Raw genomic sequence first — 20,367 nt, forward strand, 5'->3', positions numbered from 1 at the left:
TGGACGGCGTCAGCATGGCTTTACCTCCAGTGTTCCGTGGTCATACCACCAGTGTCGGCACCACCCACCTGAACCCAGCTGCAGCACCCGGAACCGGCCCCACGCAGCGCAAAAACGTGCTGGCGCGCATGGCCACTGCCAGCCGGTCAACGCTGCAGAAAAGCCGCCACTTCGCAGGCGGTCTGTTCAAGGCCCGACCGGGGGATGCCTCGTCAATTCCCCGCAGCACAGCCGCTGCAACCCCCCCGCAGACCGCGCTCGCCCCCCATGCGGCGCCGGCTTCAACAACGGCAGCTGCATCAGCCACGCCACAAGCGAACGCGCCCGTGCCGCCAATCGGCCCGATACCCAGCGCTCCGACGGCAGCCCAGCCACCAGCCAACGCCCTGACACCCCGGCTGAGCATGGCGCTGCACAATCAACGACTGACCTTTGGCGGCACCGACCAGCCCAACCCCACCGAGCGGTTGCTCGAAGGCATTCTGAGCAAACACGATCAGCGTTATCAGGACCTCGCGCCGCTCAATCAGGACGCGCAGAAAGCCGAATACCTGATGGTCGACAGCCAGAACCGGCTGCTCCACGCCCATGCCAGCGATATCGCCATTTCACTGTTCAAGAGCAGCGAGAACCGCGTCGCCTCCGCCAGCGACGGCAAAAAAATGGCGATGCCCACCGATGCCCATCGCGCGCAGATCACCGGCGTGCACAAGGACGCGAACAACACCGCCTGGCGTATTCACGAAAATAAGTTGTACGCGTTGCATGGGGGCCAATGGCAGGAGAACACCCAGGGAGCAACGCTGAAAACCTTGCACAACATTGGCGGCGGCAACCTGTTGGGGCTCAACGACGAAGGCAAGGTGTACGAGCTGAGTGATCTGACCAAGCCGCTGGATTTCACAGAAAAGGTCACGGCCCTCGGACGCTCCACCGCCGGTGCACTGATGGCGCTTAGCGAAAACGCCTCAGGCAACCAGTTACTCCAACTGCGCAACGGGCTTGGCGCCGACCGCCATGATGCGTTCCCGCTCATTACCCCCACCGGCACGGATAACGATGCGGCCATGAAAGCCAAATCCGTGGCGCTCATCGGTGATCGTCTGCTGGCGACGACAGCCTCGGGCGAACTCCTGGAGGCGCATTTGCCGACCGCTGAAGCGCAACAAAACAACCTCTTCGTGAATGAGCTCACACTGCAGAAAGTGCGCCCCTCGCCCGCCCTGCAGACGGCCTTTGGTCACCATACCGTCAGCGGCTTTTTTCATGACGAAAAAAACCTGCTGCACGCCACCGTCAAGGACCAGCGAGGCGTAGAGCACAGCGCATCGTGGGATCAGGCAAAACAGGACTTCGTGCCTGGCTGGGTCATGGCGCCGCTGGTCATGGATCGTCAGCACGGCTTGCCTGTCCTGACCCCTGACGCCGCCACACAGATTCAGCTGCCGCGCGGCAAAATCGCCCTCTACGAGCAGAAGCGCTCATCGCGGGTCCAGGCACCGCGCGGCGAATACGTCCGTCCTCTCGACAAGCGGTTAGTGCACAACCCGCCCGTTGAAGAATTGAAAGAAACCATCGAAAAGACGCTGTTGGTGCAAGACCCGCGCACCGACGAATGGAAGAAGACCAGCGAAAAGGACATCAAAGCGCTGCAGGCTGGCCAGGACGGCTTCGCTTACCTCATCGACAAGGATGGCAAGCTCAAACAGCTGAAAGTGGCGCCCCAGGCCGCCGCCCATGAAATGGGGCGCGGCGCCGACCTGGCCCTGCAAGGTCGCGGGACTGAAGCCAAGGGCACCGCCCTGCGCGGTGCCGAGGGTGTGGTCGCCGACAAACTGGCCGTGCAGAACGATCAGAATTTCATGACCCTGAGCGGCGGTAAGCTGCGCCTCCACGACCAGAACGGTGAACGCGCGGTGCTGCCACAGCCGCCCGGAACGGGCGATATCCAGGCGATCAGCACCGGCGGCAAGCACTGGTTCGCCCTGCGCGGCGGCGCAGTATTCCAGCTGAGCGGCGACGAGGCCAACGCTCGAAGGCTCAATCCTCAGCGGACCTGGCAAGCGGTTCAGGGCCCGACCACCCCACCGGGGACCGTTCTTCAGGACCTGCGCCCCAATCACGACGGACGTTTGCTGGCTACCACCAGCGCCGGAGAATTCGTCAAAACCGCAACCGGGTGGGAAGCCGCCACACCCGCACCGGCGCGCCTGAGCAATGACCATGCGGCCTTCAATCGGCTGGCGGCGGCCGAGCCGGAAACCCTGCGCAGAGGCTCGGCCAAGGTCACCGTCAACGTGATGGGCAGTAACAACATCGAGAGCATGAAGGCCAAGCAGTACGCCCCTGCCTCCCTCCGGCAGAATTACCTTACCTCCCATCTTTCGCTGACCGGCGCGGTAAAAGTGCCTGCCGACAGCCTCCAGCACGCCTGGAAAGGCCGCGAAGGCCTGAAGCCGATCTACACCGAAGAAACCGCGCTGCTGCGCGAGCTGAGCACCCGCGCGGCTGCGGCGACTGGCGCGGCGACCGGCACGCCGCCGCGACCCATGGCTGCGCGTATCAATGAGCTGGCGCCTCGCCTGTCACCTGAATCGAGCGAGCTGGCGGAGCTATTCAACTGGTTCCAGACCAGCGTCACCGAAGACCTGCAGAAGACGCTGCGCGAACTGGCCCAGGACGAAGGCGCGTTGCTGAAAAATGGCGCGATCAATCCGGCCTTCCAGGGCAAGCCGCGCAACAATGACATGCTGCCGCAAGTGGCCAGCGTCCTTCGTGACAGCGGCATCGACAACGCTCACGAACTGGGGCAGCTGCTCACCAAGCTGAAGAACGCGCATTTCACGCTGGAGCGGCGCAACACCCAATCGCCGCTGGATGGCTCTCGCACCCAAGGCGATAACCAGGCCCTGCTGCGCGCTCGCCTGGCGCTGGACGTCAAGGTGCTCAACGACATCAGCGCCGCCCTCGACGGGTTCGCCAATGAAGTGAAGAAACCGGGGGCGAAGGATTTCGACACCATCGCCACAGCGCTGGCCACCTTGCACAACGACGCCTACGAAGGCAGCCCGGTGAAGCGCTACACCGATGCCGGCTTCCGTGACCATGCCTCCCTCGAAGCCAGTTACGACGCCACCAAGAACCTGCTCAAGCACTTGCGCAAGGACAACCACCCGCTCAAGCGCAACGTGCTGCAAGGGCTGCAGACCCCTGCCGGCCCGAATAACGCCGCTGTCATGCTCGCCCTGACCGAGGCGCTCCAGAATCTGGAGCCTCGAGAAAGCCTCAAGCTGAACCGCAATTACGGCGGCGGCGTCACCGGCGGCGTCGCGGGGCCGGCCGAGCCCGCGTTCCTGGGTTTTCGCGGCAATATCGATCCAGAGCGGACCTACGGCCTGACCTTCACCCGATTCGACCGCGGCCTGAAGGTGTCGATGAGTCGCGAAGGCGCGATCAGCGGCACAGGAAGCTTCGGTTTTGGTGGCGGCAAAAGTGACACCAAAACCACGCCCGGCGACAGCCACGCCAACCTCCAGACCAACGGCGGCTGGTTCGGCGGCAGCCTGGACGCCAAGTACAAGTATGCCAACAGCACGGCGCTGAGCTTTTTCATTCGCGACGACGAAATCGATGATTTCATGATTGACCTGATGCAGACGCAACTGGCCAGCAGCAAGCGTCCGGCGCAGGGAGGCCTCAAACCCATGGCGTTGATGGATCGCGGCGTCGAGAAGGAAGTGCGCACCACGGGCAAGCACGCGTTCGACCTGGATGCCGGGGTCAACCTTGAATCCCGGACCAACAAGGGCCGCACCGATGCCGAACCCGTTGCCGGCTTCATGCGCTTCGGCGCCGGCCTGCTGGGAACCGTGTCATTGCTCAGCGCCGAACGGGAACGCACTGAGGGCCACGGCAGCGACGGCCTGCACGCCGACGTCTATAGCAGCAACCGCGCGCGCTTCCTCGAAAAAGGCTCGGTGACCGGCTACGCGCGGATGTTCAGCACCGTCTTTACGTCGCGCCCCAGCAACCTGTTCGTGGCCGGCGGCGCACCCTTGGGGGTCAGCGCGACACTGGCGTTCGACAACAAGACCGGCAAGAGCTACGAAGTGCGCTTCAAGAACGCCCTGCCGCTGCGAACCGCCGACGTCAAAACCCTGGGTGACACACTGGAGAAGGCCTTCCCCGGCATGAGCAAGAATCCGTCGCCCGCCGGCAAGGCTCCTGAGAAAATGCTGCAGGACCTCAAGGACAAATACCTGAAGGCCACGTCAGACGAGAACGACGCGCAATACGCCGCGCGCCAGAGCCTGCGCCAGCTCGACCGGCAGAACACCGCTGCCAGCCAGGGCTCCAGCCTGATGTCGCTGATGGACATGGTGGTCAAACACAACAACGTCAACCGGCTGGATCAGGCCGCGCCTTCCAAGCGGCAGATCGACCGCGTCAAACAGATGCTCGGCCGTGACTGCAACCCGGGCAACGCCGAGCGGATTCACGAAATGATGAGCGCCGACCCGCAGCTCAAAGGCCTGCTCGATGCGATGAAGGACAGCAAGGGCACCACTCGCGCCGAAATCAAGCTTGAGGTCCGTGACGACGTCAAAGAACGCATCGAGGACGGCGCATTGAGTGGACGGCTGACCGACGCGATGCTCAAGGACATACTCGGCGACAAGAACAATCTGCGCATCAAGAGCATCGCGGTCTTCAGGACCGCCGCGAAAGAAGACGCGTTCGGCACGCCGTTCCCCTTTGTCAGCTTCAAGAGCGGCAGCGCGCTGAGCATCGAACGCCTCATGGGTGAAGTCACCTTCGACTACGGCCCTGACCAGAGGAACCCGAAAAAGGCCACCGCCGACGGCGCCATCGCCGACCGTGGCGACTCGCAGCCCGCCCACGAGCTGGGCCAGGCCGGCAATGGCGCTTTCCGGCCGCGCTAGGCCGCCGCGCCCGCCCCTCTATTGATCGAATCGAAACCCCGGACAGGACACCGCAAATGATGAACACAACGACACACGCAGACGGCTGCATTCAGGCACTGGGCAAACGACTGGGCACCGCCTTGCAACTCGAAAACGGCGTGTGCGCGCTGTTCGATGAGGGCCGCGAAGTGGTGATCATCGAGGTGCCGACGGCGGGCGACGTCGCGATTCTGCATTGCAAACTGTCGCTGCGCCCCGACCCGAGCCTGTATGAGCGGCTGATGCGGCTCAACTTCGACAGCGGCGCCATGAGTGGCTGCTGGCTGGCCCTGGATGAGCAACAGGCGGTTCGCCTGTGCACGCAACTGCCGCTCAAGGCACTGGACGAGATGACCTTCGTGGACTGGGTGCAAGGGTTCGTGCTGCAGACCCGTGACGTTGCCGGTCTGCTGCAGCAGCGCGCGGCATCGCCGGCAAAAGCACCGATGCATGGGCAGGGACAGGGCGGCCTGTCGCGGCGGATCGGCTAAGCTCGCGCCAGCCCACCGACGCGGCAACGGGAAATCGGGTCGGTGACGCTTTCAGGGCCGGGCATGGCGCTTTCAAACTTGCCGGAATGCCATCTCTCGACGATTCTCTATGCACGGCCGGATTGGCCGTGCTCACAAGAAACGCGCCGGAGAGGCCAGCATGACGACCGTAGCCGAACTACTGAAGTTGAAAGACCCGCACCACGCTGACGTCCACACCGTCGGGCCCGGGGAGATGGTCCTCGAGGCGATCAAGCTGATGTCCGAAAAGAACATCGGTGCTGTCCCGGTGGTGCGAGATGGCAAGGTGATCGGCATCGTCAGCGAGCGAGATTACGCCCGCAAGATGGAGCTCAAGGGCCGCGCTTCGGCCGGGACCCCGGTCAGCGACATCATGACCCACGACGTACAGACCGTGGGTTCGCAGCACACGGTCGAGCACTGCATGAACATCATGACCGACCGCCGCCTGCGCCATTTGCCGGTGGTGGACGAAGGCCGACTGATCGGTTTGCTGTCCATCGGCGACCTGGTCAAGGCGGCCATTGCCGAACAGGCCAGGCTGATCGAAAAAATGCAGGAATACATTCGCGGCGAAAGTTACTGAGCTCAGACACCTTCTGCGCCCCACAAAAAAGCCGGCGCTTTTTGGGCTCCGGCTTTGTTTTGCGCGAGTGAATGGATCGCCGGTTAGCGAACCTTGAAGCGATCGATCATCGCCACCAGCCGCTCGTTGGACGCCATCAGCGCCTCGACGCTGGTGTCGGTCTGCTGACCACAACCCACCAGTTCACCCACCATGTGCCGAATGGCGATCATGTTCTGGTTGATCTCCTCGGTGACCGCGCTCTGCTCCTCTGCCGCCGTTGCAATGTGCGCGCTCAGGTCATGGATGCGCAGCACCGAACCGGCCATCCCGTCCAGGCCTTCGTTGACGCGGGACGTACGGTCGGCCGTCGACTGGCAACTGACCTTGGTTTTCTCCATCGCGCCCACCGCAGTGCTCACGCCCTGTTCCAGCCGCGCGAGCATCTCGTTGATCTCCGATGTGCTCTGCTGGGTACGACCGGCCAGCGCCCGCACTTCGTCGGCCACCACCGCAAAGCCTCGGCCCTGCTCACCCGCCCGCGCCGCTTCGATGGCCGCGTTCAGCGCCAGCAGGTTGGTTTGCTGGGCGATGCCGCCGATGACACCGAGCACATCGGTGATGCGTTTGGCATCGACCTGCATTTCCTGAACGTACTTCGTCGCTTCTTCGACCTCGGCCACCAGCGCCCGCACGCTGACCGACGCTTCGTCGACGACGTCCCGGGAGCGCTGCGCGGCATCGTTCGCCGATTGGGTAAAGCTCGCCGTCTGCGTAGCGTTCTCGGCGACGCTGTCGGCGGTGGCGCTCATCTCGTTGATCGCGGTCACCGCCTGATCGGTTTCCGAGGCGTGGCGGTTGAGGATCTGGTTGATGTTGCGCGACTGATCCTGCAACTGCACCAGCCCGGCAGAGATCTGCTCGGTGCCGCTGCGCACCTCGACAATCATCGCTTGCTGGAAGGCGATGAACTTGTTGACCGAGTGGCCGACAGCGTCCAGTTCATCCTCGCCCTTGATCGGAATGCGACGAGTCAGGTCGGCCTCACCCGAAGACAGCGCGTCGATGTTGGTGCGCAGAACGGTCAGCCGTGCCAGCAAGCGATGGAAGGCAAAGCCCAGCACCACCAGCAACAGAACGACCAGGGGAATCTGCAGCCAGCCCAGGGTCTTCAGCACTTCGGTGCTGCTGGCGGTGAGCATGGCGGTTGGCAACGAGGTGGCGATCATCCACGGCGTGCCCACCACAGGGCGCAGGAAGAAGGTCAGGTCACCCAGTTGCGGGTCGATGTATTCCCGGGAATACACAGCGTCGCCAGAGACCTTGCCCAGGCCGTCCTGAATGGCCTTGGCGAACATCGACTGGCCGCTGAAGCCGGCGACGTTCTTAAGGATGATTTCGCCGGGAATGCGGCTCTGGTTGGTCAGGATCTTGCCGTCGCGCTCGACGATCATCACCTGACCCTGAATGTCTTTTTCCTTGTCCTGGATCAGGCCGTTGAAGAAGCCCAGGGTGACGTCGATGGTCGAAACGCCGTAGAGCGCGCCATCTTTGTAGATGCCCATCGCGCAGTTGGTGCGCGGTTGCGGGCTGGCTTCGTCCTGATAGGCCGCCGCCCAGGCGCATTTGCCCTTGGGTGCGTTCTGCCCGGCGCGGTGCCATGGCTGTTCCCAGTAGTTGGGCGCAGGGTCGGAGTTCCAGAACGTGCTCACCACCAACTGGCCACTGCCGTCACGGTGGAAAAACGAGCTGTGTTTGTTGCGCCCCGGGGTGCGCTTGTCCGGCATCGGCCAGACGCCGCCGCCGAAGACTTTCTGATCGCCGTACTGATCGACCAGGCCTGGCAGCACAGTGTCGATGCCATCACTGTCCAGCAGCGGAACCGCCTGGGTGATCGCCCGGGACTGAGCCTCTACGCGCGCCAGGTCCGAAAGAACTCGCGTGCCGATCTGGTCCACCTGGCTCAGCACCACTTTTTCCTGGGTCTCTCGCACCTTGGGCGTGACGAAATGTACGATGCCCTGCTCGGTGATCACTGCGATGACCACAATCAAGGTCACAAATATGACCGTATAGCGCGCCTGCACTGTTTTAAACATCGTCGACCCCATGCCATGAATTTTATAGTTGTTTTTTGCAGACTCCTGAGGAGCTATCGACCGTAAGCCGACAAGGATGAGGGATAGCGCAAAGGTTTTTTCCGGCACAGCGGGGCGTCATTGCACCGGAAGGAAATTCAGGAACAGCAGGCTCTGGGCGTAATTCAAACCGATGCGTCTATATCGCTCGTCGAGCATCTGGGTGAGCAGGTCCAGGCGCGCCACGATCTTGCCGAACTCGGTGGCGAAACTGAGGTTGCTGCCCTCCTCCGAAATCTCGTTGGAGAACAGCAGCAACTCGCCATTGGCGTTCTGCCGCTGGCTCAGCAGCCAGGTGGCCTTTTCGATATTGCGCGCAGCATTGTTGACGAACGTCGGGTTGATCTGGTCGGTCATGAAGAATTCGAGGCGCCCGCCGTGGGCCGTGACCAGCATGCTGCCGATGGCATAAATGAATGCGCCGACGCGATCGCCAAGGAATTCAGGGCTCAGGGCGTAGCTCAGCGCTGCCAGGTCACGTCGCGTGCCCAACTGCGGCAACGGCTTCTTCTGCTCGATGGCCTGCCGCACGTTGCGTTCGGCCGCCGCGGCATCGACGAAGCCGGACTTGCGCCACTCCCCAGGGTTGCGCAGGTAGAGTTTGTTCATCAGCAGGTAAAGGCTGTCGAGGTTGTCGGCCATCGCCAGCGTCGCCATGCGGTCTACGCTGGTCTGGAAGAACTCCTGGGGCCGCGTCTCGCTGAACTGCGTGGCGACATCCTGGCCGTCCTGGCGCGTACACCCGGCAGCGCCGAGCCCAAGCATGCACAGGGCAAACAGCGGGCGCAGGCGTCGGCAAACGGATAAAACAGAAAACACGGCGAGCATCAATCCCAAGCTTTAACGAACGGGACGCCGCGTCTATCGCCGCGTCCTGGCCATGGTCAGAACGGCCCACGGCGAAAAAGTGCAATATCGGCGGCAAATTCGCAGCGCGTCCAGGGCGATTGGGCCGCCATGTGAGCTTTCATGCAAATGATTCCCTCATCCATTTGACGCAGCCCTTCGCTTTCACCAAGCTAGCCGCCTTCGCATGATTTTCAGGAAACACCCCGCGTGATGACCACAAGCCTGCACTGGCGCCGTTTCGTATTCTGCCTCGCCCCACTGATCGCCCTGCTCGCTGCCTGCGACGGCGGCGCGCCGAAGACCAAGCCCTCCGAAGCGACGACCTACGTCAGCGTCGAGTGGGACAAACTGCCGGCGGTGAACGACACCGACCTGATGGCGGGTTACAACAGTTGGTTCTCGGCGTGCAAACGCCTGGCCAAGGACCCGGTCTGGGGCGGCACATGCGCCCTCGCCGCCCAAGTGCCGCAGAATCCTGCGGCGGTGCGCGACTTTCTCAAGAATCAGCTGCAGGTCTACAGCCTGCGTTCCTCCGAGCACGGCGCCAACGGGCTGATCACCGGCTATTACGAGCCGATCTATAAAGGCAGCGAGCAGCGCAATGACGCGCACCCGGTGGCGGTGTATGGCGTGCCCGATGACCTGATCATCGTCAATCTCGACAGTATCTATCCCGAGCTCAAGGGCAAGCGCCTGCGCGGGCGCCTGGATGGACGAGTGCTGCGTCCCTATGACGACGCCGCCACCATTGGCACCAAAGGCGCCAGTGCCCCAGTGCTGGCCTGGCTGGAAAACCCCATCGACCTGCAGTTCCTGCAGATCCAGGGATCGGGTCGGGTTCAGCTGGAAAGCGGCCGCCAGCTGCGCATCGCCTACGCCGATCAGAACGGCTACCCGTACAAGCCGATTGGCCGCTGGCTGGTGGAGCAAGGCCAGTTGACCAAGGACGAAGTGTCCATGGGCCGCATCCGCGATTGGGCGATTGCGCACCCCGAACGCGTCAATGAACTGCTGGGCAGCAACCCGAGCTACGTGTTCTTCACCCTGCGCCCGGACAGCACCGAAGGCCCGCGCGGTTCGCTGAATGTGCCGCTGACCGCCGGCTACAGCGTGGCGATCGATCGCAAGGTGATCCCCCTCGGCAGCCTGTTGTGGCTGTCCTCGACCCGCCCCGACGGCACGCCGCTGGTGCGCCCGGTGGCGGCGCAGGACACCGGCGGCGCCATTGCCGGCGAAGTCCGCGCCGACATGTTCTGGGGTACCGGTGACGCGGCGGGCGAACTGGCCGGCAACATGAAGCAGCAAGGCCAGATCTGGATGCTGTGGCCCAAGGGCGCCGCCCTGCCCGACACCAAACCCAAAGACTGATCGAACTGAACCGCCGACTGATGCGCCACCCGCGTCAGCCGGCGTCACTTCAGTGTTGAGTCATTCCCGGGTTGAACTGAAATCGGTTTCAAGTATCACAGCATGCTTCTTCCCGGAAACCCTTCTCGATCCCCCATGAATACCTCCCACACCCCGCATGATTTCAACATGGGCTGGCTGCTGTTCGCCCTCGCCATGGGCGCCTTCGCCATCGGCACGACCGAATTCGCCTCAATGACCCTGCTGCCGTTCATTGCCGGTGACTTTCAGGTCACCCAGCCGCTGGCCGGGCATGCCATCAGTGCCTACGCCCTGGGCGTGGTCATCGGCTCGCCAGTGATCATGGTCCTGGGCGTCAGACTGCCCCGCCGGGCCTTGCTGGTGGCCCTCGCCGCTTTCATCGGAATCGCCAACGCGTTGAGCGCCGTCGCGCCGTCGCTGCCATGGCTGGTGTTTTTCCGCTTTCTCAGCGGGTTTCCCCATGGCGCGTACTTCGGCGTGGCCATGCTGCTGGCCGCGTCGCTGGTGCCGAAGAATCGCCGCGCCCAGGCGGTCTCCCGCGTGTTCATGGGGCTGACCATCGCCACCATCATCGGCGTGCCGTTCGCCACCTGGATCGGCCAGACCATCGGCTGGCGCTGGGGCATGGCCATCGTCGCCGGCCTCGCCGCGATCACCGCGGTGCTGATTCGCTGCCTTGCGCCCGCTTCCCCTGCGGATACCGACGCCAGCCCGTTGCGCGAACTTAACGCACTGCGCTCGCGACAGGTGTGGCTGACCCTGGGTATCGCCGGCATCGGCTTTGGCGGGATCTTTTGCGTGTACACCTATCTGGCCGCCACGCTGATCGAGGTCACCCACGCGTCCGATTTCATGATTCCGGTGGTGATGGCCGTGTTTGGCCTGGGTACCACGGTGGGCAACCTGATCTGCGGCTGGGCCGCCGACCGCGCCACGATGCTCGCCGCCGGTGTCTCGCTGGGCTTCACCGCACTGGTGCTGGCGCTCTATCCCTCGGCCACCGACAACCTCTGGCTGCTCATTCCGCTGGTGTTCTTCATTGGTTGCGGCGTGGGCCTGGCGGCCATCCTGCAAACCCGCCTGATGGACGTTGCGCCCCATGCGCAATCCCTGGCGGGTGCGCTGGTGCAAAGCGCGTTCAATGTCGCCAACGCCATCGGCCCGTTGGTGGGCGGGGTGGTCATTGCGGCGGGCTACGGTCTGCCGGCCACGGGCTATGCCGCAGCGGCATTGACGCTGGGCGGTCTGGGCATGTGGTATTGGGCGCTGATGGATGCGCGGCAGGCGGATCGCCGTGTTGCACGGCAAGCCTCAGGGTCGGTCTGAAGCGGGTAGCTGTTTGATACGAGGTCGATCCGAGCTTCGCCCCGGCACTGCGCCTGGGCGAGCTCTCGACCTGTCACGGGTTGGGGTCAGCCTCATCGGGCGACGGGAACAACGTATCGACCTTGTGCTTGCTTGAAGTGCGGACCGGCGCCATGGCAGCGGACTCCGCCAGGCGTGTGGCCATTTCCCAGTGACGGGACTCCTGCCCTTCAGGCTTGCCTTCGGTCTCCCAGATCAACTGGGCCAACTGACGAACAGTTTCTTCGTCGACATTCATGCGTATCCCCCATTTATGCTTTCGCAAGACATTGGCCGGCGCCAGAGCGGTGCCGAATCCATCGTCAGCTACGGTACCCGCCATGAACAGTACCAGCCGATAACGAGGGTAAATGACGGGCGTGCACGCGCCGGCGAACGCAAGCCGGCCGCTGGTCGGACTTAACGGATCCACCGGAAATCGACGGCGAACCACGATGGCCCCCTCAATCCCTGTTGCGTTTGAGCAACAGGCTGGCCACCAGGCCCAGGCCCGCTGCAACACCGACGGCCGCCCACGGATGGGTGGTGACGTAGGATTTCGCATTACCCACCGCACGGGTCAGCGCAGGTTGGGCGTCCATCTCGATCTCGGTGACCGCACTGGTACCGCGGGCCAGAAAATCCTTCAGCCGCTCACGGGCCTGAGTGGTGCGGTCCTCATTCAAGGCATCCCCTGCCGCCAGCAAGGCATTGGTCTCGTCGAGAAAAGTGTTCAGCTCGGAACGGGTTTTCTGATAAAGATCGTCACGCAGTTTTTCGGTGATATCGCTTGCCATAATATTTTGCCTCCTGGGTGTGAGAAAGGTTGACTGAAACGCCAATCGATTCGTTCCAGCCAGTTTGAAAAAACCCCTCCATGCGGCACGGCACGTGATCAAGCACCGCTGGCCGCGCAGACCGAGCAGGGACTCAACAGCCGTATGACGCGTTCAAAAGTGAATCCATGAAAGTAGTGCCGATCCTTGAGCTGCCCGTCGAGCAGCAAGCCCGTGTGCGGCAACTGCGCAATCAGCCCGACGTGCGCAAGTTCATGTACACGGACCATGAAATCAGCGAAGCCGAGCACCTGAACTGGCTTGAGGCACTGCGCTCAAGCTCCCGGCAGCAGGTCTTTGTCGTTGTGCTTGAAGCCGCACCGGTGGGGGTTGTGTCGCTGAGTGCCATCAACCGCACCCACGGCACGGCAGAGTGGGCCTTCTACCTCGACACCACGCTGCAGGGCAAAGGCCTTGGCAGTCAGGTGGAGTTATGGCTGCTCGATCACGCGTTCGGTGCCGCAGGGCTGGAGAAACTCAACTGCGAAGTGCTCGAGATCAACCCGGCGGTGATCAAGATGCATCAGAAATTCGGCTTCGTGGTTGAGGGAGTAAGGCGGGAGCACATCGTGCGCGATGGCAAGCGGATCGGCGCGGTGCTGCTGGGTATCACCAAACGTGAGTGGCAGGCGCAGCGGCCCAGGGTGCTGGCCGCGGTGGAACGAATTGCGGGGCGTCGTTAGCGCAGTGTGCAGATCAGGTCTTCGCAGATGCAGATCAGGCGATGTTCAACAGCCGAACCGCAGGGCGTTCATCGGCTTTGCAGTACAAATAATCGCGCCATTTTCTAAAGGCGCTCTGCTGCCGGACGAAAGCCTCTTCCCATTGCACGCCGCCGATGTGCTCGACGGGGATAGACATCATCTGCTCGGTCGCCTGATCCAGCTCGCTGATCAGGTCGAGTGCGTTGGGAATGTCGTGGATCTGAGGTCTCATCCGGGGCACCTTATTTTTTGATTAATGAATAGAGTGCCCAACCCCTTGATAGTGCGCGCGTTCCGACGAGTGGCTATTTTGTGTAATAAACCGTTCGAGCTGTAAGAAAAACCCCACACAATGGTGGGGTCTGATGAAACCGGACAGGTTTAGCGGTTGCCCGAAGAGGACGCCTCGTCTTCATCGACGGGAGGATTGTCAGTAATCTCCATGTCATCCAGCCCCTTGTTTCGGGCTTCGCTTGCCGCGTCTTCACCTTGCCGGGCTGACTCGGTATCCGCGTGGGTGTCGGGATAAATCTCTTCTTCGCTGCCCGGCTCGGCAGGACCCTGATACGCGTTATCCGGCCCGTTGTCTTCGATACCCATGATGACCTCCAGTACGAGTCGCAGGAAATCTGCGCTTACAGGACAGAGGTGCATCAGGAAGGATTAGTGCCCGGTGGAAGATGAATGGCGCGTGAACACTGAGCGACGCACTGAATGCTGCGCACAAAAAAACCGCCGAAGCGGTTTCTTTTGTACAGCCGACACCGGTGGTGTCAGACCTTGAAGCGAGCCACCATGTTCTGCAGGGTGTTGCCCAGGCGTGCCAGTTCCAATGTCGAGGCAGCGCTCTGCTCCGTCGCGGTGGCGGACTGGTCGGCGACGTCACGCACACTGATGACGCTGCGATTGATTTCGTCGGTCACCGCGCTCTGCTCCTCAGCCGCGGCCGAGATTTGCTGGCTCATCTGCTCAATCGTGCCAATGGAATGCGTAATCTCTACGAGCGCTTGCTCGGCCTGACGCGCCAGCTCGACGGTGCCCTCTGTCCGCCGCATGCTGGCGTCCATCAAGCTCGACGCCTCCACGCTGCCGTGCTGGAGGGCCTGGATCAGCGCTTCGATTTCAGTGGTCGAGCTTTGTGTGCGCTGGGCCAGTGACCGGACCTCGTCGGCCACCACCGCAAAACCGCGACCCTGTTCGCCGGCACGTGCAGCTTCGATGGCGGCGTTGAGTGCGAGCAGATTGGTCTGCTCCGCAACGGCTTTGATCACGTCGATGACACTGCCGATCTTGTCGCTGTCATGGGTCAGACGCTGCATCGCCACGCCCAACTGCCCGACTTCTCCAGACAGCTGACTGATTTCCCTGGTTGCATGCTGCACGACGGTGCTGCCATGGACCGCGCGCTCGGTGGCTTGCCGGGCTGCACGCGAAGCGTCCTCGGTGTTTTGCGCAACCTCCTGCACGGTTGAAGCCATTTCATTCATGGCCGTTGCCACCTGATCCACTTCCAGTTTCTGCTGAGTGACGCCAGCGCTGGTCTGTTCGGTCGCGGCCGACAATTCTTCGGCAGCGGTTGCGATCTGGGTAACACCCTTTCCGATACCGCCAATCAGTTCACGCAAGGAAGACGTCATGTGCTGCATGGTGTTTTGCAGCAGGCCCAGTTCGTCCTTCCGGTCTGTGCCGATGTCGTAGGTCAGGTCGCCATCGGCGATGCGACGGGCAGCGATGACGCTGTCATTCAGTGGACGAGTGATCTGGCGAGTGATCAGTGCCGCGGCGAGAACACCCAGTAACAGCACCACTAACGCGACACTGAACAACTGGATGATCGCATTGCTCTTTTCATTGTTTGCTGCAACCACCTGGGAGGCCATCAAGTCATCGACCCTCTTAACGGTGTCGGTTGTCAGCTTTTGTAACGCGTCGCGTATCTGGTCATTTTGTTGCAGCATCTGCGAGATGGTCGCCATGTTCTCTTTGTACTGGCGAAGCGCAACAAGCGAGGTATCGACTGCTGCATTTGACTGCGCGGGGAGCTGGCTTCGGGCCGCAGCCACCTGGCTAAGCAGCGCGTCGGCTGTCGCGAAAGTGGCCTGGCGATTGTCTGCGGTAGGAATGCTCAAGTAACGACGGAATACCAGGCGGAAGTTGGTCATACCATTGCGCAGGTCGCCTGCAATTTTTACATGGTCGATACGGCCTGGTCTGGCGAGTTCGAAGCATCGTCCAGCGTCTTCTGCAGCAGGCTCTCGAAGGTCGCGCTCACTTCATCGGAGACCTTGATCAACGGCTTCATCGCCTCATCGATCTTCTGGTTGTTACTGACCAGCTGATCGAAGGTTTTCTTGAGTTCTGCTGCCTGATTATCGATCGCCTTGAGCATCTCCACGTTTTTGGGGACGGTCAGGATCTGCAAGCCTTTATCGATGGTGCCGTTCAATGACGCAAGGGCTGCGCTATAAGCCTCTGCAGCGCTGGCACTGGGGCTGGCGGCATAAGCTTGCGACGCCACTTTAACGTCGAGCATATCGGCTTTCACTTCAGCGACCCTGGCTGCTTTCTCCAGTCGCTTGATCAGCAGGTCCGCGCTGCCATAACCAATCCCGGTCACCACCAGAACGCCCAGCAGAATGGCACCGAAGCCCAAGCCGAGCTTCTTGCCTACTTTCAAATTATCCAACCAGTTGGATTTCATCGCCTTTAACCTTTGATTTTTTCGTAATGCTCTGTTATCGACTCCTTAGTTGAAAAGTTAATCAAAAGGATCATCGTTAAAACTGATGATTGAGTTCGAATTTATCTATCGATCCAAGTGCGACCCATAGCGGACAAGCAGATCTTCAGTTCCGGGTACGGGCTGATTTCGCCTGGCGGGGATGGGCTCGTGCTCAGCTCACGGTGCCAATAGCCAACGTCGTGCCATCGACCGAGTTTATAACCGACATTCGGGTAAGTGCCGATGTGCCGGAAACCGAGCAGTTCATGCAGCGCAACGCTGCCGGGATTAGGCTGAGATATACCGGCATAGGCGGAACGGAAGCCCTGGCGGGCCAGAATCGGCAGCAACGCTTCATACAGCGCAAGGCCCACGCCGGTTCTACGTTCGCGCTCGCCGATGTAGACCGTAACATCGACCGCCCAACGATAAGCTGCGCGGGCCCTGTGCTGGCTGGCATAGGCGTACCCGACCACGCGGCCATCCCGAACCGCAACCAGATAGGGGTAGGTTTGCAACGTTGCGGCCATGCGCAGCTGCATCTCTTCGACGCCGGGCGGCGTATCTTCGAACGAGATCGCAGTCCCGGCTACCACCGGTGCATAAATAGCCTGGATCGATGCCGCATCTTCCCGTCGCGCCGTTCGGATTTCAATTTCAGTTTCAATCGCCATCAGGACCTCAAATCGAGCGCTGATTCACGCGAGCCATGAGCTGTTCCGCCGTTTCCTTGCGTTCAGAATAGCGGTCCACCAGCTCAACCTGGCGGTCACGCAAAAGGACGGTGAACTTGACCAGCTCTTCCATCACGTCAACGACACGGTCGTAATACGCGGAAGGCTTCATCCGGCCGGCCTCGTCGAACTCCATGTAGGCCTTCGGCACCGAGGACTGATTGGGGATGGTGAACATCCGCATCCAGCGCCCCAGTACGCGCAGCTGATTAACCACATTGAAGGACTGTGAGCCGCCACACACCTGCATGACCGCCAGGGTTTTACCCTGCGTGGGGCGAACGGCTCCGAGTTCGAGTGGAATCCAGTCGATCTGAGCCTTGAACACAGCCGACATCGCACCGTGCCGCTCGGGTGAACACCAGACCTGGCCCTCAGACCACAGCACCAGTTCGCGCAGTTCCTCGACCTTGGGATGATCCACCGTAGCGTCATCCGGCAGAGGCAATCCAGAGGGATTGAACAAGCGCGTCTCTGCACCGAGATACTCCAGCAGACGAGCAGCTTCCTCGGTCAACAGACGGCTGAACGAGCGCTCCCGGGTCGACCCGTAAAGTAGGAGGATGCGTGGTTTGTCATCACTCAGGCGGGACGCGGCCTGCATGCCGTCGAAGAGTGAGAGGTCGAGGTTGGGGACTTGCTCTTGCATATGTCCTCCTGTCAAAGACCGCCGATACGATCAAGCTCGCGCTTGAGCTCATCGCGACTGAGGGTGCTGAAAGGAAGCGTGATAAACGCTCTGCAGCGTTCCTCGATCCGGGCGAGCGTTGCGCGGAAAGCCGCCTCAACTGTCGCGTCATCCCCCTTCACGTCGGATGGATCTTCCAGGCCCCAGTGGGACTTGAGCGCCGAACCAAAATACACCGGGCAGCTCTCGTTCGCCGCTTTATCACAGACGGTAATGACGATATCTGGCAGGTTGTCCGCGAAGGCTTCGTTGCCCTTGCTGCTCAAGCCGTCTATGGCAATACCAGCTTGCTGAAGCGTGGTGAGGCTGCGCGGCAACACCTGTCCTTTCGGAAAGCTTCCGGAACTCACTGCCTCAAGCCCTGGCGGCGCAAGGTGATTGAACATGGCTTCCGACAGAATGCTACGGCAGCTATTGGCCGTGCACATGAAGAGTACTCGCATGGATTTTTTCCTCCGGCGTTAGCGATAAACCGATGCCGGCGTAATGCCCAGGCACCGAGGGTGAACGGCGAAACGTCAGCAACAGGAAACGTCCCGAATGGGCCGCCCTTCCATGCTCAGCAGGCGGTGCGCGCTGTGGTGCAGCCATTCGGTATTGGCGTTCAGCGTTAACTGCAACATCTCTGTCACCCACGCGGGAAGGTGCGGATTCAGGCGGTAATAAACCCACTGCCCCTGGCGGCGATCCAGCAACACCCCGCCGCTGCGCAGTTGGGCTAGGTGACGGCTGATCTTTGGCTGGCTGTCCTGGAGAGCACACATCAGTTCGCACACACAGAGTTCGCCCTGGCTGGCGATCAGAAGGGTGGCGCGGGCGCGTGTCTCATCGGCCAGGCTTTTAAATAATTCGGGTGGAGTGATCATGGTGGGCACTGTCATATGCGGGCAACCGAATATACGAATATCCATATATTCAAAGCAAGTCTGCGCTTGCGACAGACTTCGGCTGCGTAGATCCTAATTGCACCTCACGATCCACAGCTGGCCGATTTTCGTCGTGAAGCTGTGACTCATCAGATCCCGCCGCATGGCCCACTCAGGGGCAGCTGGCACACTTGCCGCGCGCAACGTTCCACGCCCCCACTTGGCATTGATCTCATCCAGCACGTTCATCACCTTCTCGGCTTCCACAGGTTGCGAATGGGCAAACAGGTCGTCGGTAAATTCGCCGGGCTTGCGCAGATCCATCAGAAGGACTTCGGCCTTGCTGTATTTGAAGCCTGCCCGGAACAGGCGGTTGACCGCCTCTGTCGCAGCCTTCGTCATCAGGCGCACGTCATTGGTGGGATACGGCAATTCGACCATGGCCCCGTTGGCGTATTTGGCCTCCTCGGGATTGAACATCCCCGTACGAATGCTGACCCGGATTCTCTTGCACAGCGAGTTCTGTGCCCGGAGCTTTTCCGCAGCGCGCTGGGTGTAGGTGGCGACGGCTTCTCTGATGGGCTCAATCGTTGTCAAACGGCTGCCAAACATTCGGCTGCAGCAGATCTCCTGCTTCGGCGGATCGGCCTCCCCCAACTCCAGGCATGGAGTGCCGGACAACTCGCGCGCAGTCTTCTCGATCACAACGCTGAATTTCTGTCGCAGCGTCCAGGGATCGGCCTTCGCCAGATCCATCGCGGTCTTGATCCCCATGACGTCAAGATGGGCCTTCATACGCTTGCCCACGCCCCACACCTCGCCGACGTCGGTGTTGCGCAACGTCCAGTCACGGTTGAACGGATCGCAGATATCGACTACCCCGCCGGTCTTCGCCAGCAAGCGTTTTGCCGTGTGATTGGCGAGCTTTGCCAGTGTTTTGGTGCGGGCTATGCCCACGCCCACCGGAATGCCGGTACGCTTGTAGATCGTCGCCCGAATCTGCCTGCCGAACGCCGTCAGGTCGCCGGAGATGCCAGACAGGTCAGCGAAGGCCTCGTCGATGCTGTACACCTCCAGCGCGGGAACCATCGATTCGATGATGCTCATGACCCGTTCGCTCATGTCGCCATACAGTGCGTAATTGCTGCTAAAAGCGATCACACCGTCGCGGCGCAACTGGTCCTTGATCTGAAAGTAAGGCGCACCCATTTTCACGAAGGGCTTCGCGTCATAACTTCGGGCAATCACGCAGCCGTCGTTATTCGATAGCACCACGATGGGCGTTTTGGCGAGGTCAGGCCGAAAGACACGCTCGCAACTGGCATAAAAGCTGTTGCAGTCGATCAACGCAAAGACGGGCTCAGGCTTGGTCATGATCGCGAACGCTGTATTTCGCCACGGCCCAGATCACCCGCTCGGCCGGTACGTGATAGGCGTTGAAACGCAGCTTTTCGCCGCAGGCCGAGAGTGGGCCGAGAATAGTGACGCTCATGATGCAAGCCTTGCCGTAAGAAACTGTATGTATATACAGTTAACGTTTTAGCCCGCCGGAGGTCAATGTTCTGCGCAGGGAATTTCGACGGGTGACCGCAGGCGCGGACGCTACTCGATCGACGAGATGATGGATCACTACCCCGAGGAGCTTGCGCCAGAGCAGTTGGTCGTTAATGGACACGAGTTTTGGCTGATCAAGCTTACGACGTTGCGCCGGCGGCTCGTGTTGAGGGTATGACGATGTGCGGCACGCCGGCGGAGCAATTCGCTGGGTTCGAAGTGTGACGGAAGTGGGAAATGTGAGGAATCAGGGGTTGCAAATGCAAGTCAAACTTACACCTATAGGGAGAACACGATGAAATCTGGGATGCTGGCTTTACTGGTCATTGCAGTCGCTACGCTGTCGGGGTGTAACCACTTTAGCCAGGGCGATTATCGGGGCATACACAGAGCCGGAACCATTCCTTGCAATGGCACACCGCCGAATCAGCCAGGATGTTATTGAAGGCATACGTGGTGCCTTCATTCACAGCAAGATGAATGCATTCAACCGGCTCATGCA

Annotated in this window: 18 protein-coding genes and 2 pseudogenes; 6 read left to right on the plus strand and 14 right to left on the minus strand. The window is 61.2% G+C overall.

Going from position 1 to position 20,367, the window contains the following annotated elements; genetic code table 11:
* Positions 1-14 precede the first annotated feature (14 nt).
* The 3 genes from SLW75_RS05270 (at position 15) to SLW75_RS05280 (ending at position 6,062) form a co-directional block, all read left to right on the plus strand.
* Positions 15-4,943, plus strand: coding sequence for an AvrE-family type 3 secretion system effector (locus tag SLW75_RS05270; protein WP_410933752.1), 4,929 nt, complete (start codon positions 15-17; stop codon positions 4,941-4,943).
* A gap of 56 nt (positions 4,944-4,999) precedes the next feature.
* The gene (locus tag SLW75_RS05275) at positions 5,000-5,455 is read left to right on the plus strand and encodes a type III secretion system chaperone (RefSeq protein ID WP_410933753.1); all 456 of its coding nucleotides are present in this window, start codon (positions 5,000-5,002) and stop codon (positions 5,453-5,455) included.
* A gap of 160 nt (positions 5,456-5,615) precedes the next feature.
* Positions 5,616-6,062 (plus strand): CBS domain-containing protein, encoded by a 447-nt coding sequence (locus tag SLW75_RS05280; RefSeq protein WP_410933754.1) that lies wholly within the window; start codon positions 5,616-5,618, stop codon positions 6,060-6,062.
* Between the two features lie 83 nt (positions 6,063-6,145).
* Here the strand turns inward: SLW75_RS05280 and SLW75_RS05285 are convergent, their stop codons facing one another.
* The 3 genes and pseudogenes from SLW75_RS05285 to SLW75_RS05295 form a co-directional block, all read right to left on the minus strand.
* Positions 6,146-6,991, minus strand: a complete 846-nt coding sequence (locus tag SLW75_RS05285; RefSeq protein WP_410933827.1) for a methyl-accepting chemotaxis protein — start codon at positions 6,989-6,991, stop codon at positions 6,146-6,148.
* A gap of 27 nt (positions 6,992-7,018) precedes the next feature.
* Positions 7,019-8,152: pseudogene (locus SLW75_RS05290) on the minus strand (cache and HAMP domain-containing protein); the annotation flags it as partial.
* A gap of 105 nt (positions 8,153-8,257) precedes the next feature.
* A complete protein-coding gene (locus tag SLW75_RS05295) occupies positions 8,258-8,944 on the minus strand; it encodes a hypothetical protein (protein ID WP_296309265.1) in 687 nt (228 codons plus the stop codon).
* Positions 8,945-9,238: 294 nt separating this feature from the next.
* On the opposite strand from SLW75_RS05295, the gene SLW75_RS05300 reads away from it, so the two are divergent.
* Positions 9,239-10,396 carry a murein transglycosylase A gene (locus SLW75_RS05300; RefSeq protein WP_192131965.1) on the plus strand — a complete coding sequence of 386 codons (1,158 nt, stop codon included), beginning with the start codon at positions 9,239-9,241 and terminating at the stop codon, positions 10,394-10,396.
* Between the two features lie 135 nt (positions 10,397-10,531).
* Positions 10,532-11,743 carry an MFS transporter gene (locus SLW75_RS05305; protein ID WP_410933755.1) on the plus strand — a complete coding sequence of 404 codons (1,212 nt, stop codon included), beginning with the start codon at positions 10,532-10,534 and terminating at the stop codon, positions 11,741-11,743.
* Between the two features lie 73 nt (positions 11,744-11,816).
* Here SLW75_RS05305 and SLW75_RS05310 read toward each other — a convergent pair whose 3' ends face one another.
* Together SLW75_RS05310 and SLW75_RS05315 are read right to left on the minus strand one after the other, a co-directional pair.
* A complete protein-coding gene (locus SLW75_RS05310) occupies positions 11,817-12,215 on the minus strand; it encodes a DUF2934 domain-containing protein (RefSeq protein WP_410933756.1) in 399 nt (132 codons plus the stop codon).
* Between the two features lie 10 nt (positions 12,216-12,225).
* The gene (locus SLW75_RS05315) at positions 12,226-12,558 is read right to left on the minus strand and encodes a YqjD family protein (protein ID WP_192131310.1); all 333 of its coding nucleotides are present in this window, start codon (positions 12,556-12,558) and stop codon (positions 12,226-12,228) included.
* Between the two features lie 167 nt (positions 12,559-12,725).
* Here SLW75_RS05315 and pseH point away from each other — a divergent pair, with 167 nt between their 5' ends.
* A complete protein-coding gene (pseH, locus tag SLW75_RS05320; protein WP_065991543.1) occupies positions 12,726-13,280 on the plus strand; it encodes a UDP-4-amino-4,6-dideoxy-N-acetyl-beta-L-altrosamine N-acetyltransferase in 555 nt (184 codons plus the stop codon).
* 34 nt (positions 13,281-13,314) lie between these two features.
* Here pseH and SLW75_RS05325 read toward each other — a convergent pair whose 3' ends face one another.
* The 9 genes and pseudogenes from SLW75_RS05325 to SLW75_RS05365 all read right to left on the minus strand — a co-directional run bounded on the left by SLW75_RS05325 (position 13,315) and on the right by SLW75_RS05365 (position 19,803).
* A complete protein-coding gene (locus tag SLW75_RS05325; protein ID WP_065991542.1) occupies positions 13,315-13,533 on the minus strand; it encodes a hypothetical protein in 219 nt (72 codons plus the stop codon).
* A gap of 149 nt (positions 13,534-13,682) precedes the next feature.
* Complete coding sequence (locus tag SLW75_RS05330) at positions 13,683-13,901, minus strand: hypothetical protein (RefSeq protein ID WP_410933757.1); 219 nt, start codon at positions 13,899-13,901, stop codon at positions 13,683-13,685.
* A gap of 173 nt (positions 13,902-14,074) precedes the next feature.
* Positions 14,075-16,002 (minus strand): annotated as a pseudogene (locus SLW75_RS05335) (methyl-accepting chemotaxis protein).
* Between the two features lie 101 nt (positions 16,003-16,103).
* The gene (locus SLW75_RS05340; RefSeq protein WP_410933758.1) at positions 16,104-16,697 is read right to left on the minus strand and encodes an arsinothricin resistance N-acetyltransferase ArsN1 family B; all 594 of its coding nucleotides are present in this window, start codon (positions 16,695-16,697) and stop codon (positions 16,104-16,106) included.
* A 7-nt stretch (positions 16,698-16,704) separates the two neighbouring features.
* Entirely contained in the window at positions 16,705-17,406 is a 702-nt protein-coding gene (gene arsH, locus SLW75_RS05345; RefSeq protein ID WP_296311564.1) for an arsenical resistance protein ArsH, read from the minus strand.
* Positions 17,407-17,417: 11 nt separating this feature from the next.
* Positions 17,418-17,888 (minus strand): arsenate reductase ArsC, encoded by a 471-nt coding sequence (locus tag SLW75_RS05350; protein ID WP_410933759.1) that lies wholly within the window; start codon positions 17,886-17,888, stop codon positions 17,418-17,420.
* A gap of 75 nt (positions 17,889-17,963) precedes the next feature.
* Positions 17,964-18,311: a metalloregulator ArsR/SmtB family transcription factor gene (locus tag SLW75_RS05355; protein WP_410933760.1), complete on the minus strand. Its 348-nt coding sequence runs from the start codon at positions 18,309-18,311 to the stop codon at positions 17,964-17,966.
* Between the two features lie 93 nt (positions 18,312-18,404).
* Positions 18,405-19,685 (minus strand): translesion error-prone DNA polymerase V subunit UmuC, encoded by a 1,281-nt coding sequence (umuC, locus tag SLW75_RS05360; RefSeq protein WP_410933761.1) that lies wholly within the window; start codon positions 19,683-19,685, stop codon positions 18,405-18,407.
* Entirely contained in the window at positions 19,672-19,803 is a 132-nt protein-coding gene (locus SLW75_RS05365; RefSeq protein WP_274605115.1) for a hypothetical protein, read from the minus strand. The genes umuC and SLW75_RS05365 overlap by 14 nt, the downstream gene beginning before the upstream one ends.
* Positions 19,804-20,367 lie beyond the last annotated feature (564 nt).

The organism is Pseudomonas sp. W5-01, from assembly GCF_046540435.1.
GTDB classification, from domain to species: Bacteria; Pseudomonadota; Gammaproteobacteria; order Pseudomonadales; family Pseudomonadaceae; genus Aquipseudomonas; species Aquipseudomonas graminis_B.

Coding starts and splice junctions, on each gene's coding strand:
- SLW75_RS05270 (WP_410933752.1), top strand. CDS start 15: ATGGCTTTACCTCCAGTGTTCCGTGGTCATACCACCAGTGTCGGCACC.
- SLW75_RS05275 (WP_410933753.1), top strand. CDS start 5,000: ATGATGAACACAACGACACACGCAGACGGCTGCATTCAGGCACTGGGC.
- SLW75_RS05280 (WP_410933754.1), top strand. CDS start 5,616: ATGACGACCGTAGCCGAACTACTGAAGTTGAAAGACCCGCACCACGCT.
- SLW75_RS05285 (WP_410933827.1), bottom strand. CDS start 6,991: ATGATTGTCGAGGTGCGCAGCGGCACCGAGCAGATCTCTGCCGGGCTG.
- SLW75_RS05295 (WP_296309265.1), bottom strand. CDS start 8,944: ATGCTTGGGCTCGGCGCTGCCGGGTGTACGCGCCAGGACGGCCAGGAT.
- SLW75_RS05300 (WP_192131965.1), top strand. CDS start 9,239: ATGACCACAAGCCTGCACTGGCGCCGTTTCGTATTCTGCCTCGCCCCA.
- SLW75_RS05305 (WP_410933755.1), top strand. CDS start 10,532: ATGAATACCTCCCACACCCCGCATGATTTCAACATGGGCTGGCTGCTG.
- SLW75_RS05315 (WP_192131310.1), bottom strand. CDS start 12,558: ATGGCAAGCGATATCACCGAAAAACTGCGTGACGATCTTTATCAGAAA.
- pseH (WP_065991543.1), top strand. CDS start 12,726: ATGAAAGTAGTGCCGATCCTTGAGCTGCCCGTCGAGCAGCAAGCCCGT.
- SLW75_RS05325 (WP_065991542.1), bottom strand. CDS start 13,533: ATGAGACCTCAGATCCACGACATTCCCAACGCACTCGACCTGATCAGC.
- SLW75_RS05330 (WP_410933757.1), bottom strand. CDS start 13,901: ATGGGTATCGAAGACAACGGGCCGGATAACGCGTATCAGGGTCCTGCC.
- SLW75_RS05340 (WP_410933758.1), bottom strand. CDS start 16,697: ATGGCGATTGAAACTGAAATTGAAATCCGAACGGCGCGACGGGAAGAT.
- arsH (WP_296311564.1), bottom strand. CDS start 17,406: ATGCAAGAGCAAGTCCCCAACCTCGACCTCTCACTCTTCGACGGCATG.
- SLW75_RS05350 (WP_410933759.1), bottom strand. CDS start 17,888: ATGCGAGTACTCTTCATGTGCACGGCCAATAGCTGCCGTAGCATTCTG.
- SLW75_RS05355 (WP_410933760.1), bottom strand. CDS start 18,311: ATGATCACTCCACCCGAATTATTTAAAAGCCTGGCCGATGAGACACGC.
- umuC (WP_410933761.1), bottom strand. CDS start 19,685: ATGACCAAGCCTGAGCCCGTCTTTGCGTTGATCGACTGCAACAGCTTT.
- SLW75_RS05365 (WP_274605115.1), bottom strand. CDS start 19,803: ATGAGCGTCACTATTCTCGGCCCACTCTCGGCCTGCGGCGAAAAGCTG.